General features: G+C 61.2%; 13 protein-coding genes. 1 reads left to right on the forward strand and 12 read right to left on the reverse strand.

The window, feature by feature from the left end:
* Position 1 precedes the first annotated feature (1 nt).
* From ACKUG4_RS21715 to ACKUG4_RS21770, 12 genes are all read right to left on the reverse strand, one after another.
* Positions 2-790 (reverse strand): ParA family protein, encoded by a 789-nt coding sequence (locus ACKUG4_RS21715; protein ID WP_007959220.1) that lies wholly within the window; start codon positions 788-790, stop codon positions 2-4.
* A gap of 43 nt (positions 791-833) precedes the next feature.
* Positions 834-1,724 (reverse strand): flagellar motor protein MotD, encoded by an 891-nt coding sequence (motD, locus tag ACKUG4_RS21720; RefSeq protein WP_011333075.1) that lies wholly within the window; start codon positions 1,722-1,724, stop codon positions 834-836.
* A 12-nt stretch (positions 1,725-1,736) separates the two neighbouring features.
* Entirely contained in the window at positions 1,737-2,477 is a 741-nt protein-coding gene (locus tag ACKUG4_RS21725; protein ID WP_085605871.1) for a flagellar motor protein, read from the reverse strand.
* On the reverse strand, positions 2,477-3,613 hold the full coding sequence (locus tag ACKUG4_RS21730; RefSeq protein WP_445434804.1) for a protein-glutamate methylesterase/protein-glutamine glutaminase: 1,137 nt from the start codon (positions 3,611-3,613) through the stop codon (positions 2,477-2,479). Before ACKUG4_RS21730 ends, ACKUG4_RS21725 begins: the two co-directional genes overlap by 1 nt.
* A gap of 49 nt (positions 3,614-3,662) precedes the next feature.
* Positions 3,663-5,933, reverse strand: coding sequence for a chemotaxis protein CheA (locus ACKUG4_RS21735; RefSeq protein ID WP_440814201.1), 2,271 nt, complete (start codon positions 5,931-5,933; stop codon positions 3,663-3,665).
* 54 nt (positions 5,934-5,987) lie between these two features.
* Positions 5,988-6,776, reverse strand: a complete 789-nt coding sequence (locus ACKUG4_RS21740; protein ID WP_011333071.1) for a protein phosphatase CheZ — start codon at positions 6,774-6,776, stop codon at positions 5,988-5,990.
* Between the two features lie 18 nt (positions 6,777-6,794).
* Positions 6,795-7,166 carry a chemotaxis response regulator CheY gene (locus tag ACKUG4_RS21745; RefSeq protein WP_003183998.1) on the reverse strand — a complete coding sequence of 124 codons (372 nt, stop codon included), beginning with the start codon at positions 7,164-7,166 and terminating at the stop codon, positions 6,795-6,797.
* A gap of 167 nt (positions 7,167-7,333) precedes the next feature.
* Positions 7,334-8,074 (reverse strand): RNA polymerase sigma factor FliA, encoded by a 741-nt coding sequence (gene fliA, locus ACKUG4_RS21750; protein WP_011333070.1) that lies wholly within the window; start codon positions 8,072-8,074, stop codon positions 7,334-7,336.
* Positions 8,071-8,901, reverse strand: a complete 831-nt coding sequence (fleN, locus tag ACKUG4_RS21755; RefSeq protein ID WP_003222917.1) for a flagellar synthesis regulator FleN — start codon at positions 8,899-8,901, stop codon at positions 8,071-8,073. The genes fliA and fleN overlap by 4 nt, the downstream gene beginning before the upstream one ends.
* 113 nt (positions 8,902-9,014) lie before the next feature.
* Entirely contained in the window at positions 9,015-10,355 is a 1,341-nt protein-coding gene (gene flhF, locus ACKUG4_RS21760; protein ID WP_445434805.1) for a flagellar biosynthesis GTPase FlhF, read from the reverse strand.
* A gap of 11 nt (positions 10,356-10,366) precedes the next feature.
* Entirely contained in the window at positions 10,367-12,496 is a 2,130-nt protein-coding gene (gene flhA, locus ACKUG4_RS21765; protein WP_445434806.1) for a flagellar biosynthesis protein FlhA, read from the reverse strand.
* 187 nt (positions 12,497-12,683) lie between these two features.
* Complete coding sequence (locus tag ACKUG4_RS21770) at positions 12,684-13,352, reverse strand: hypothetical protein (protein WP_445434807.1); 669 nt, start codon at positions 13,350-13,352, stop codon at positions 12,684-12,686.
* A 230-nt stretch (positions 13,353-13,582) separates the two neighbouring features.
* On the opposite strand from ACKUG4_RS21770, the gene ACKUG4_RS21775 reads away from it, so the two are divergent.
* Positions 13,583-13,927: a DUF6124 family protein gene (locus tag ACKUG4_RS21775; protein ID WP_445434808.1), complete on the forward strand. Its 345-nt coding sequence runs from the start codon at positions 13,583-13,585 to the stop codon at positions 13,925-13,927.
* Positions 13,928-14,004: the final 77 nt, after the last annotated feature.

Here is a 14,004-nt window from a genome sequence, read left to right on the forward strand (position 1 = left end):
CTCAAGCCACCTGCGGAACGAGTTGCTGCGCCAGCAGATGCTTGAGCAGCGCGCGGTAAGCCAGCACGCCACGGCTCTTGCCGTCGAACTGCGAAGGGGTGACACCGGCACGACTGGCGTCGCGCAGACGGGTATCGACCGGGATGTAACCCTGCCAGATCTCGTCGGGGAATTTGTCGCGCAGCACGCGCAAGGTGCCCATTGACGCTTGGGTGCGGCGGTCGAACAGGGTCGGCACGATGCTGAACGGCAGCGCCTGTTTGCGCGAGCGGTTGATCATCGCCAAGGTGTTGACCATGCGCTCCAGGCCTTTGACGGCCAGGTGCTCGGTCTGCACCGGGATCACCAGTTGTTGACTCGCGGCCAGGGCGTTGACCATCAGCACGCCGAGCAACGGCGGGCTGTCGATGATCGCGTAATCGAAGTCCTGCCACAGTTGCGCCAGACTCTTGGCGATCACCAGGCCCAGGCCACTCTGCCCCGGCGACTGGCGCTCGAGGGTGGCCAGCGCGGTGCTCGACGGCAACAGGGAAATGCGTTCATCGCTGGTCGACAGCAGCAGTTGGCCCGGCAGGCCTTGCGGCACGCTGCCCTTGTGTAGAAACAGGTCGTAGTTACTGTGTTCCAGGCTGTCGGGGTCGTAACCGAAATAGCTGGTCATCGAGCCGTGCGGGTCGAGATCGACCACGACCACGCGCTTGCCCGCCTCTGCCAGCAAACCGGCTAAAGCGATGGAAGAAGTGGTTTTACCAACACCACCCTTTTGATTGGCGACTGCCCAGACTCTCATTCGGATCGTTCCTCCCGGCCGGGATACTCGGCCGAGACATGGTTCAGCGTATTAATGCGGGCGACGGAGAATTGACGGCACTCTCGCGTCCCGGCGTCTTGACCGGGGTCGGTGCAGTTTGTGTGCCAGCACGCTTCAACGCGGCATCCGGTTGCGCATGGGCGGTTCCGGTGCCGGTGAGGCTGCGGCGCACATCGAGATTGCGCGACACCACCAGCACCACACGACGGTTTTTCGCCCGGCCTTCAGCGGTGGCGTTGTTGGCCACCGGCTGGAATTCGCCGTAGCCCACCGACGCCAGGCGGCCAGGGTTCACGCCCTGCATCGCCAGCATGCGCACGATGCTCGCCGAACGCGCCGAGGACAGTTCCCAGTTGGTCGGGTACTGCGCAGTGCGGATCGGTTGATCGTCGGTGAAGCCTTCGACGTGGATCGGGTTGTCGAACGGTTTGAGAATCGCTGCGACCTTGTCGATGATGTTGAACGCGATGTCGCTCGGCATCGCATCACCGCTGCCGAACAGCAGGCTGGAGTTGAGTTCGATCTCGACCCAAAGCTCGTTGCCGCGCACGGTCATCTGGTTCGAGGAGATCAGGTCGCCGAACGCGGCACTGATGTCATCGGCGATGCTTTTCAGCGGATCGCTGGCCCCGGCGATGCCGGCGTCGACCTGTTCGGCGTCCTTGACCAGCGGCTTGGCCGGGGTAACGGTCTTCGGTCGTTCTTCGCCGATCGGAATCGGCTTGAGCGCGCGGTCGGAGTCGGTGAAGACCCCGATCAGCGCTTCGGAGATGATCTTGTACTTGCCTTCGTTGATCGACGAGATGGAGTACATCACCACGAAAAAGGCAAAGAGCAAGGTGATGAAGTCGGCGTAGGAAACCAGCCAACGTTCATGGTTTACATGCTCTTCATGCTGGCGACGACGTGCCATGAGGTCAGTCCCTTAATCCATGAAGCCCTGAAGCTTCAACTCGATGGAGCGTGGGTTTTCACCTTCAGCGATCGACAAAATACCTTCCAACAACATTTCGCGATAACGCGACTGTCGCAACGCGATTGACTTGAGCTTGGCGGCCACCGGCAACAGGATCAGGTTGGCACTGGCCACACCGTAGATGGTGGCGACGAACGCCACCGCAATCCCGTTGCCCAGTTGCGACGGATCGGCCAGATTGCCCATCACGTGGATCAGGCCCATTACCGCACCGATGATGCCGATGGTCGGCGCGTAGCCGCCCATGCTTTCAAACACTTTGGCGGCCTCGATGTCGCGGGCTTCCTGGGTGTAGAAATCCACTTCGAGGATGCTGCGGATCGCTTCCGGCTCGGCGCCGTCGACCAGCAGTTGCAGGCCCTTGCGCGAGTAGGCGTCAGGCTCGGCATCCGCCACGCCTTCCAGACCCAGCAGGCCTTCCTTGCGGGCGGTGAGGCTCCAGTTGACCACGCGGTCGATGCCGCCGGCCAGGTCCACCCGCGGCGGGAAAAAGATCCAGGCCAGAATCTGCATGGCGCGCTTGAACGCGCTCATCGGCGATTGCAGCAGCGCGGCACCGACGGTGCCACCGAGCACGATCAGCGCCGCCGGGCCGTTGGCCAGCGCGCCGAGGTGACCGCCTTCCAGGTAGTTGCCGCCGATGATGGCGACGAACGCCATGATGATCCCGATAAGGCTTAGAACATCCATCAGACGCATGCCTCGACGATGTGCTTGCCGATATCGTCCAGGCTGTACACCGCGTCGGCGAGGTCAGCTTTGACGATGGCCATCGGCATGCCGTAGATCACGCAACTGGCTTCGTCCTGAGCCCAGACCGTGCTGCCGCCCTGCTTGAGCAGGCGAGCACCTTCGCGGCCGTCGGCGCCCATGCCGGTCAGTACCACCGCCAGAACTTTGTCGCTGTAGGATTTGGCTGCAGAACCGAAGGTGATGTCCACGCACGGCTTGTAGTTCAGACGTTCGTCGCCCGGCAGGATTTTCACCGCGCCACGGCCGTCGATCATCATCTGCTTGCCACCCGGTGCCAGCAGCGCCAGGCCCGGACGCAGGATGTCGCCATCCTCGGCTTCCTTGACGCTGATGCGGCACAGCTTGTCCAGACGTTCGGCGAAGGCCTTGGTGAAGGCCGCCGGCATGTGCTGGATCAGCACGATCGGCGCCGGGAAGCTGGCCGGCAACTGGGTCAGGACCCGTTGCAGCGCTACCGGGCCGCCGGTCGATGTACCAATGGCGACGAGCTTGTAGTTCTTGCGTTTCGGGGCCGGCGACGAAGCGCTGGCCGCTGGCGCGCGAGTCGGTGCCGGCGCAGATGCCGGACGGGCCGGAGCGCTGTGGCTGCCAAAACTCGACGGCGCCGCTGCCGGAGTCGGCGCAGGCGTCGGTGCAGCGGCAGGCGCCGGCGCACTGTAGGCACTGAAACGACGGTTGCTGCGCGAGATGCTGTGAACCTTCTCGCACAGCAGTTGCTTGACCTTCTCCGGATTACGGGAGATGTCTTCGAAATTCTTCGGCAGGAAATCCACCGCGCCGGCATCCAGCGCATCCAGGGTCACCCGGGCGCCTTCGTGTGTCAGCGAGGAGAACATCAACACCGGTGTCGGGCAGCGCTGCATGATGTGCCGCACGGCCGTGATGCCATCCATCATCGGCATCTCGTAGTCCATGGTGATCACGTCCGGCTTGAGGGCCAGGGCCTGATCGATCGCCTCTTTACCGTTGGTTGCCGTGCCGACAACCTGGATGCTCGGATCCGCTGAAAGAATTTCCGAGACGCGGCGGCGGAAAAAACCCGAATCGTCCACCACCAGGACTTTGACTGCCATAAACACTCCATTAGGTGCGGCGGGACGTTGTCGCCCCGCCACCCCGGATTCAAATACGCCGTGCGGCGTAACGCTTGAGCATGCTCGGAACATCGAGAATCAGTGCAATGCGGCCGTCACCGGTGATGGTGGCGCCGGACATGCCCGGGGTTCCCTGGAGCATCTTGCCCAATGGCTTGATGACCACTTCTTCCTGGCCGACCAGTTGATCGACGACGAAGCCGATCCGCTGGGTGCCCACCGAAAGGATCACCACATGGCCTTCGCGCTGCTCTTCGTGAGCGGCGGAGCTGACCAGCCAGCGCTTGAGGTAGAACAATGGCAGCGCCTTGTCCCGCACGATCACCACTTCCTGGCCGTCCACCACGTTGGTGGTCGACAGGTCGAGGTGGAAGATTTCGTTGACGTTCACCAGCGGGAACGCGAACGCCTGATTGCCGAGCATCACCATCAGGGTCGGCATGATCGCCAGCGTCAGCGGCACCTTGATGACGATCTTCGAGCCCTGCCCCTTGGTCGAGTAGATGTTGATCGAACCGTTGAGCTGGGAAATCTTGGTCTTCACCACGTCCATGCCGACACCGCGGCCGGACACATCGGAGATCTCGGTCTTGGTCGAGAAACCCGGGGCGAAAATCAGGTTGTAGCACTCGGTGTCGCTCAGACGATCGGCGGCATCCTTGTCCATCACACCGCGTTTCACGGCGATGGCGCGCAGGACGTTCGGGTCCATGCCTTTGCCGTCGTCGGAGATCGACAGCAGGATGTGGTCGCCTTCCTGCTCGGCCGCCAGGATCACCTTGCCGCCACGGGCCTTGCCCGAGGCTTCGCGTTCTTCCGGCGACTCGATGCCGTGGTCGACGGCGTTGCGCACCAAGTGGACCAGCGGGTCGGCCAGTGCCTCGACGAGGTTCTTGTCGAGGTCGGTCTCTTCACCCACCAGTTCCAGGTTGATCTCTTTCTTGAGCTGGCGCGCCAGGTCGCGAACCAGACGCGGGAAGCGGCCGAAGACTTTCTTGATCGGCTGCATCCGGGTCTTCATGACGGCGGTCTGCAAGTCGGCGGTGACCACGTCGAGGTTCGACACGGCCTTCTGCATCGACTCGTCGCCGCTGTTCAGGCCCAGGCGCACCAGACGGTTACGTACCAGCACCAGCTCGCCGACCATGTTCATGATTTCGTCGAGACGCGCGGTATCAACGCGAACGGTGGTTTCAGCTTCAGTCGTCGGTTTTTCCGGTGGCGGCGTCGCGGGGGCACGGGCCGGAGCCGGTGCTGCGGCGGCAGCCGGTTTGGCCGGTTCGGCTTTAGGCTCAGGTGCTTTCGCGGCGGGTTTTGCCGCAGCGGCCGGGGCCTTCGCAGCCGGCGTTGCAACCGCCGAAGCATTGCCGGCAGTCACGACCGCACCGGTGGCGACGTCAGTGAACTTGCCTTTGCCATGCAGATCGTCGAGCAGCGATTCGAACTCGTGGTCGCTGATCAGATCGCTACCGGCCGCAGCGGCTGCCGGAGCAGCCGGCGCAGGCACCGAAGCAATCGCCGACTCCAGCGCATCGACGGCAAAGTTGCCCTTGCCGTGCAACTGATCGAGCAAGGCTTCGAATTCGTCGTCGGTAATGTCCGAGCTGTCGCCCGCCGCCGGGGCAGCAGGTGCAGCCGCCGCCGGTGCCACGGCGTCGGCCGCGAACTGGCCCTTGCCGTGCAACTGGTCGAGCAGCGACTCGAATTCTGCGTCGGTGATTTCATCGCTGGCCGCTTCGGTGGAAGCAGGTGCAGCGGCAGCCGCCGGGGCTTCGGCTTCGGCCTTGACGGCGTTCAGCGAGTCCAGCAACTGTTCAAATTCGTTATCGGTGATGTCGCCCGAATCGCCTTCGACGACCAGTTCTTCGATCATCTCGGCAACCGGCGAAGCCGGGGCTTCATCCGCCGATTGCGGTTCGGCCAGACGCGCCAGGGCGGCCAGCAGTTCCGGGGTGGCGGCGGTGATCGGGCTGCGATCGCGGACTTCGCTGAACATGCTGTTCACCGCGTCCAGCGCTTCGAGCACCACGTCCATCAGTTCTGCATCGACGCGTCGTTCACCCTTGCGCAGGATGTCGAACACGTTTTCGGCGATGTGACAGCACTCCACCAGCTCGTTGAGCTGAAGGAAGCCGGCGCCCCCTTTTACAGTGTGGAAACCGCGAAAAATTGCGTTGAGCAGATCTGCGTCATCCGGGCGGCTTTCCAGCTCGACCAGTTGTTCGGACAGTTGCTCAAGAATCTCGCCGGCCTCAACCAGGAAATCCTGAAGGATCTCTTCATCGGCGCCGAAGCTCATTAATGGGGTGCTCCTACAGGTCTAAAAACCCAAAAAACCTATGATTCCAAAACTCTAGAATCCAAGGCTGGATAACAAATCGTCCACATCGTCCTGACCGGACACAACGTCTTCTCGTTTATCGGCATGAATCTGCGGACCTTCACCCTGCGAGAGATGTTTTTGTGGATCTTTTTCAGCAAGCATCGCCGCACGGTCATGTTCGATGCCCGCAAAGCGGTCCACCTGGCTGGCCATGAGCACGAGCTTGAGCAGGTTGCTTTCGACTTCGGTGACCAATTGGGTCACGCGCTTGATCACCTGGCCGGTGAGGTCCTGGTAATCCTGGGCGAGCAGAATGTCGTTCAGATTGCTCGACACCGCGCGGTTGTCCGCGCTGCTGCGTGCCAGAAAACCGTCGACCCGGCGCGCCAGTTCGCGGAACTCTTCAGCCCCGACCTCACGACGCATGAAACGGCCCCAATCGGCGCTCAAGGCCTGGGCTTCATCAGCCAGGCCATTGACCACAGGGGTCGCGCTTTCCACCAGATCCATGGTGCGGTTGGCGGCAGCTTCGGTCAGTTTGACCACGTAGCCCAGGCGCTCGGTAGCGTCGGTAATCTGCGACACTTCCTCAGCCTGCGGCATGTGCGGATCGATCTGAAAATTGACGATCGCACTGTGCAGTTCACGCGTGAGCTTGCCCACTTCCTGGTACAGGCCACGGTCACGGGTCTGATTGAGCTCATGGATCAGTTGCACCGCGTCGCCGAACTTGCCTTTTTCAAGGCTTTCGACCAGTTCGACCGCGTGTTTTTTCAGGGTCGACTCAAAATCGCCCTGTGAAGATTCGTTATGCTCCATAGCTCCCCCGCGCGTTCATCAGCCGATGCGTTCGAAAATCTTCTCGATTTTTTCTTTCAACGCCTGGGCCGTGAAAGGTTTGACCACATAGCCGTTCACGCCGGCCTGGGCCGCTTCGATGATCTGCTCGCGCTTGGCTTCAGCGGTCACCATCAGCACCGGCAGGTGCTTGAGCTTTTCATCGGCACGCACGTGGCGCAGCAGGTCGATACCGGTCATGCCGGGCATGTTCCAGTCGGTCACCAGAAAGTCGATGCTGCCGCTGTTGAGCACCGGAATGGCAGTGGTGCCATCGTCGGCTTCAACGGTGTTGGTGAACCCCAGATCACGCAACAGGTTCTTGATGATCCGCCGCATCGTTGAGAAGTCATCAACGATGAGGATTTTCATGTCTTTGTTCAATTCGACCTCCAAGCAGTCTTAAACGCGCCCAGCACCTGGACGCGCCATTTCAATCAATCCGGCAAAACACTCGATGACTGTCTGGAGCACAACAGATCGAGACCGGTGCCGTTCACCACCGCACCAGCCTCGTTCGCAGTGTCCCCACACTGCCTTCAGCGCGCTCGCCACTCCCCCAAACGCCCCCGCAAGCGGGCCGCGCACTGGCTGTGTAACTGGCTGACCCGCGATTCACTGACGCCAAGGACTTCACCGATCTCCTTGAGGTTCAGCTCTTCGTCGTAGTACAGCGCCAACACCAGTCGCTCACGCTCCGGCAAATTGGCAATCGCGTCCGCCAGCGCGGCCTGGAAACGTTCGTCTTCCAGATCGCGCGACGGCTCCAGATGAGCACTGGCGCCATCCTCGTGCAGCCCTTCGTGTTCGCCGTCCTGCAACAGGTCGTCGAAACTGAACAGCCGGCTGCCCAGGGTGTCGTTCAAAATCCCGTAGTAATCGTCGAGACTCAATTGGAGTTCGGCCGCAACTTCGTGATCTTTAGCGTCGCGGCCGGTTTTAGCTTCAATCGAGCGAATTGCGTCGCTGACCATACGGGTGTTGCGGTGAACCGAGCGTGGCGCCCAGTCCCCTTTTCGGACTTCATCGAGCATCGCACCGCGGATCCGGATGCCCGCGTACGTTTCAAAACTGGCGCCCTTGCTGGCGTCGTATTTGGTCGAGACTTCGAGCAGGCCGATCATCCCGGCCTGGATCAGGTCTTCGACCTGCACACTGGCCGGCAATCGCGCCAGCAAGTGGTAGGCGATGCGTTTGACCAGTGGCGCGTAACGCTCGATCAGCTCGTACTGCGCGTCACGCGCCGACTTCTTGTAAAAATTCATACCGCTGGCGGTCATAGCACAGGTCCTGCCGTTTGCTGCACGAGGCGCTCGACGAAAAATTCGAGGTGGCCGCGCGGGTTGGCGGGCAGCGGCCAGGTGTCGACCTTCTGTGCGATCGCCTTGAACGCCAGCGCGCACTTGGAACGCGGGAAGGCTTCATAGACCGCACGCTGCTTCTGCACCGCCTTGCGCACGCTTTCGTCGTAAGGCACCGCGCCGACGTATTGTAGAGCGACGTCCAGGAAGCGATCCGTGACCTTGGTCAACTTGGCGAACAGATTGCGACCTTCCTGCGGGCTCTGGGCCATGTTGGCCAGGACGCGGAAGCGGTTCATGCCGTAATCGCGGTTCAGCAGTTTGATCAGCGCGTAGGCGTCGGTGATCGAGGTCGGCTCGTCGCAGACCACCAGCAACACTTCCTGGGCAGCGCGCACGAAACTGACTACCGAGTCACCAATACCCGCAGCGGTATCGATCACCAGCACGTCGAGGTTGTCGCCGATGTCGCTGAACGCCTGGATCAGGCCGGCATGCTGGGCCGGGCTCAGGTGAACCATGCTCTGGGTGCCGGAAGCGGCCGGCACGATGCGGATCCCGCCGGGGCCCTGCAACAGCACGTCGCGCAGCTCGCAGCGGCCTTCGATCACGTCGGCCAGGGTGCGTTTGGGGGTGAGGCCCAGCAGAACGTCGACGTTCGCCAGCCCCAGGTCGGCGTCCAGCAGCATGACCCGACGGCCAAGCTCTGCCAGCGCCAGGGACAAGTTCACTGACACATTAGTCTTGCCGACGCCACCTTTGCCGCCGGTCACCGCGATCACCTGTACGGGATGCATGCTGCCCATGTTATTTCTTTACCTTGTCTTGCATAGACGGAGGCCACATTACTGGCTGCGCGTTCACAACCGGAACAATGCATGGCAGACCATCGATGTAGGTACAAAAACGGTTCATTACCTCAGCCAACCTGCTTGGTCGGACTGTGGTAGATATCAGCGAACATGTCAGCCATGGCTTCTTCGCTGGGTTCTTCCTGCATTTGCACACTGACGGCGCGGCTGACCAGTTGATGACGGCGCGGCAGATGCAGATCATCCGGAATACGCGGCCCATCGGTCAGGTAGGCGACCGGCAGTTCGTGACTGATCGCCAGGCTCAGCACTTCGCCAAGGCTGGCCGTCTCATCCAGTTTAGTCAGGATGCACCCGGCCAGCCCGCAACGCTTGTAACTGTGATACGCGGCGGTTAGAACCTGTTTCTGGCTGGTGGTTGCCAGCACCAGATAATTTTTCGACCGAATGCCACGACCGGCCAGACTTTCCAGCTGCATGCGCAGCGCCGGATCGCTGGCTTGCAGGCCGGCGGTATCGATCAGCACCACGCGTTTGCGCAGCAGTGGATCCAGCGCCTGCACCAGGGACTGGCCCGGATCGACGTGGGTCACCGACACATTGAGGATGCGACCCAGAGTCTTTAGCTGCTCCTGCGCGCCGATACGGAAACTGTCCATGCTCACCAGCGCGATGTTCTGCGCGCCGTACTTGAGCACGTAGCGGGCGGCCAGTTTGGCCAGGGTGGTGGTCTTGCCCATGCCGGCCGGGCCGACCATGGCAATCACCCCACCCTCTTCCAACGGCTCGACTTCCGGTACGGCTATCATCCGCGCCAGGTGCGCCAGCAGCATGCGCCAGGCCTGACGAGGCTCGTCGATCTCGGTGATCATCGACAGCAGATCCCGGGACAGCGGGCCGGACAAACCGATGCGTTGCAGACGACGGTACAGATTGGCCTGGGCCGGACGGCTGCCTTGCAGCTGGTTCCAGGCCAGGGTGCCGAGTTGCACTTCCATCAGTTCGCGCAGGCTGTTGAGTTCGAAACGCATCGAATCCAGTGCACGCGGGTCAACGCCAGCGGCGGCCGGTGCAGGCGCCGGGGCTTGGCGGGCCGGCGCCTCGTAGGTCGGTTCAGTCAGCGGCTCGGCAGCGGTCAGCGGCAGGCCGGCCGTCAACGGCAGCCCGGCGAACAACTGGCGATTGGTGTTGCCGTCGGCTTCGCCACGCAGGCTCAGCTCGGCCTGGGCGGTGACGATGCGCGACTGGGTCTTGCGCAGCTCATCCTCGAGTTCCATGTTCGGAACGCGCGGGGCCAGCGCCGACAGTTTGTAATCGAGCGCCGCCGTCAGCTCGACGCCGCCGGCAATGCGGCGGTTGCCAATGATGGCGGCATCAGCGCCCAGCTCATCACGAACCAGCTTCATGGCCTGACGCATATCGGCGGCGAAAAAACGCTTAACTTGCATAAACCACTACCTCAGCCGTTGGGCCCTACTGTCGCAACGATGGTCACTTGCTTGTTGTCCGGAATTTCCTGGTAGGCCAGCACATGCAGTCCGGGAACTGCCAGGCGACCAAAGCGCGAGAGCATCGCGCGAACCGGGCCTGCTACCAACAGGATCACCGGCTGACCTTGCATTTCCTGGCGCTGCGCCGCTTCGATCAGCGAACGCTGCAGCTTCTCGGCCATGCTCGGCTCCAGCAGAACGCCCTCTTCCGAGCCTTGCCCTGCCTTCTGCAGACTATTGAGCAATATTTGTTCCAACCTTGGCTCCAGCGTGATAACTGGCAGCTCCGACTCAGTCCCTACAATGCTTTGGACGATGGCGCGGGATACGCCGACCCGCACAGCGGCCACCAAAGCGGCGGTATCTTGACTCTTGGCGGCATTGTTGGCGATGGCTTCGGCAATGCTGCGGATATCGCGCACCGGCACGTGTTCGGCCAGCAACGCCTGCAGCACCTTGAGCAACTGCGACAGCGTAACCACGCCCGGCACCAGCTCTTCAGCCAGTTTCGGCGAGCTCTTGGCCAGCAATTGCATCAATTGCTGCACTTCTTCGTGGCCGATCAGCTCGCTGGAGTGTTTGTACAGAATCTGGTTCAAGTGAGTCGCAACCACGGTGCTGGCATCGACCACGGTGTAACCGAGCGATTGCGCCTGGGCGCGCTGGCTGACTTCGATCCACACCGCCTCCAGGCCGAAAGCCGGATCTTTGGCGGTAATGCCGTTGAGCGAGCCGTAGACCTGACCCGGGTTGATCGCCAGTTCGCGATCCGGGTAGATCTCGGCTTCGGCCAGGATCACGCCCATCAGGGTCAGGCGGTAGGCACTCGGCGCCAGGTCGAGGTTGTCGCGGATGTGCACGGTCGGCATCAGGAAGCCCAGATCCTGCGAGAGCTTCTTGCGCACGCCCTTGATCCGCGCCAGCAATTGCCCGCCCTGATTGCGGTCCACCAACGGAATCAGGCGGTAGCCGACTTCCAGGCCGATCATGTCGATCGGAGTCACGTCGTCCCAGCCCAGCTCCTTGGTTTCCATGGCGCGGGCCGGCGACGGCAGCAGTTCCTGCTGGCGCTTGACCTCTTCCAGCGCGATGACCTTGGCCACGTTCTGCTTCTTCCAGAACAGGTAAGCGCCACCGGCAGCCAGTGCAGCCATGGTCAGGAACGAGAAGTGCGGCATGCCCGGCACCAGGCCCATGACCGCCATCAGACCGGCAGCCACCGCCAGCGCTTTGGGCGAGGCGAACATCTGGCGATTGATCTGCTTGCCCATGTCTTCCGAGCCGGAAGCACGGGTCACCATGATCGCCGCCGCTGTAGATAACAACAGTGATGGCAATTGCGCCACTAAACCGTCACCGATGGTCAGTAAGGCGTAAACCTTGCCCGCGTCGGCGAAAGTCATGTTGTGCTGGAAGATGCCGACGGCCATGCCGCCGATGAGGTTGATGAACAGAATCAGCAGGCCGGCGATGGCGTCACCGCGCACGAACTTGCTGGCACCGTCCATCGAACCGTAGAACTCCGCCTCCTGGGCAACTTCAGAACGACGGGCCTTGGCCTGGGCCTGATCGATCAGACCGGCGTTGAGGTCGGCGTCGATCGCCATTTGTTTGCCGGGCATCGCATCGAGGGTGAAACGCGCGCTCACCTCGGAAATCCGCCCGGCACCCTTGGTCACCACGACGAAGTTGATGATCATCAAGATCGCGAAAACCACGATACCGACCACGTAGTTACCGCCGATCACCACCTCACCGAAGGCCTGAATCACCTTACCGGCAGCAGCGTGGCCGTCCTGACCGTGGAGCATCACCACCCGCGTCGACGCCACGTTCAGCGCCAGTCGCAACAGCGTCGCCACCAGCAGGATCGTCGGGAACACCGCAAAATCCAGCGGCCGCAAGGCGTACACGCAGACCAGCAGCACGACGATCGACAGGGCAATGTTGAAGGTGAAGAACACGTCGAGCAGGAACGGCGGCACCGGCAACATCATCATCGCCAGCATGACCAGCAGCAACAGCGGCACACCCAGATTGCCTCGACTGAGGTCGGCAACGTTTGTGCGAGCAGTGTTGAATAACTGAGTGCGATCCACCGGTTTTCCCCGTTCCTTTAAAGCAAACTTTTGACGCCCGAAGCAGGCGCACGGCGGCTACTGCAAGAAGCCTTCCAACTTTTACCAAGGCGTGAAACGGAAGCGGTGATGGATGCACAAATGGGCGGCACGCACGTCGTGCGCCCGCCCCTGTTCAGCGATGTTCACTGAGAAGAAACCCTGATAGTCAACTGGCTACCAGAATGTGCGCCGAAGTGATCGGACCGATGGAAAGGGATGCATTATCCAGATAGCGCGTGCCCCTGAACACGCTTTGACCGCCGGCATCGACAACGTCCTCCTCCGTATACATCAGTACCGCCCTGGTGACAGGCGCGACATTAGTGGACTTCTCCTGACCTTCCATCAGATTCAAGGCCCATTCGAAACGTATGAATGGCAGGTCGCTGATTTCGATCGGAGGCGCGCCCGCATCCAGCCGAAAATATTGCCGCGTCGTGATGCGCAATTGGTTGCCGACCACCGTGAACGAGGGTTTTCCATAACGTCGCTCTACGGGCCCGCCATCACTCGCCCACTGGTCCATGTAATAACCAGGGTCGGTGAATAGAGCGAACAACGACGGGTTATCGCTGATATTACCGGCCGCACCAAAGAAGTAATTGTAGGAGTAGTGATACGCAAACCCGGCGAGCTCGGGGCGGATCGCATTTATCGGCGTATCCAGATAACCAGGAATGTACTGATTAGCCATGACCAGAAAGTTGAGAAAGTCCAGCTTCAGGCTGAACGTCACCTCATAGAAAATGGCCCTCTCTCCGGCATCCCTTTCCAGCTTCCCTGAAACGAACTCCATCTCCATGCCCGGCAGTTTTCGGTAAGTGCGCGTTGTCATGTTTTATCCCCGATTTAAAGTGAATGAGCCATCACCCACCGTGCTCGCAGAGCGCGAGCAGGAAACGGCGTGACCTCCGGGTTTATGAGGCGACAGGTAATGACAGCCGTCTACTGTCATAACTAACAGGTCGTGGAAACTTTCAGACCGACGGCACAAAGCGTCTTTTAAACTCTCGCGTTTAAAAGACACCTCCAGGCACGCCTTACTGGCTACGAGCCCTTGCGCCATTGCCTACGGCTACGGCTAAGGCTACGGCTACGCCAGAATCCGCCGATTCCAGAAAGCTTCATGAAGCCGCCGACCGCGCCCTCGATCACTATCTCTGCCCGCCCGGCTCCACGCCACCACCGCGCAAGACCCGCAGAATGTACGCCGTCACCGCGGACTTCAAAAACGAAGAGCTGCTGGCCGATGCCTGCGAAACCCTGGCTTCAGCCAGAACCATCGTCAATGACTTCAGCCACCTCATGCCCGCCTCGCAGCGCAGGACGCTGGTGGGCATTGGGCAACTGATCATGCTCGGCGAGCTGGCAGTGAATCGGGTGCTGGATAATCTGGAATTGCCGAATTAACGCGTCGCCACTGATGCCCTCCTGTGGGAGTGAGCTTGCTCACGAAGGCTGACTTACAGGCAACACATCTTTCCAGA

Origin of the sequence: Candidatus Pseudomonas auctus (genome assembly GCF_048654275.1) — a bacterium.
Classification (GTDB): domain Bacteria; phylum Pseudomonadota; class Gammaproteobacteria; order Pseudomonadales; family Pseudomonadaceae; genus Aquipseudomonas; species Aquipseudomonas pharyngis.

Bases quoted from the DNA above. Each gene is read 5' to 3' on its own strand.
- ACKUG4_RS21715 (WP_007959220.1), bottom strand. From the start codon at position 790: ATGAGAGTCTGGGCAGTCGCCAATCAAAAGGGTGGTGTTGGTAAAACC.
- motD (WP_011333075.1), bottom strand. From the start codon at position 1,724: ATGGCACGTCGTCGCCAGCATGAAGAGCATGTAAACCATGAACGTTGG.
- ACKUG4_RS21725 (WP_085605871.1), bottom strand. From the start codon at position 2,477: ATGGATGTTCTAAGCCTTATCGGGATCATCATGGCGTTCGTCGCCATC.
- ACKUG4_RS21730 (WP_445434804.1), bottom strand. From the start codon at position 3,613: ATGGCAGTCAAAGTCCTGGTGGTGGACGATTCGGGTTTTTTCCGCCGC.
- ACKUG4_RS21735 (WP_440814201.1), bottom strand. From the start codon at position 5,933: ATGAGCTTCGGCGCCGATGAAGAGATCCTTCAGGATTTCCTGGTTGAG.
- ACKUG4_RS21740 (WP_011333071.1), bottom strand. From the start codon at position 6,776: ATGGAGCATAACGAATCTTCACAGGGCGATTTTGAGTCGACCCTGAAA.
- ACKUG4_RS21745 (WP_003183998.1), bottom strand. From the start codon at position 7,166: ATGAAAATCCTCATCGTTGATGACTTCTCAACGATGCGGCGGATCATC.
- fliA (WP_011333070.1), bottom strand. From the start codon at position 8,074: ATGACCGCCAGCGGTATGAATTTTTACAAGAAGTCGGCGCGTGACGCG.
- fleN (WP_003222917.1), bottom strand. From the start codon at position 8,901: ATGGGCAGCATGCATCCCGTACAGGTGATCGCGGTGACCGGCGGCAAA.
- flhF (WP_445434805.1), bottom strand. From the start codon at position 10,355: ATGCAAGTTAAGCGTTTTTTCGCCGCCGATATGCGTCAGGCCATGAAG.
- ACKUG4_RS21770 (WP_445434807.1), bottom strand. From the start codon at position 13,352: ATGACAACGCGCACTTACCGAAAACTGCCGGGCATGGAGATGGAGTTC.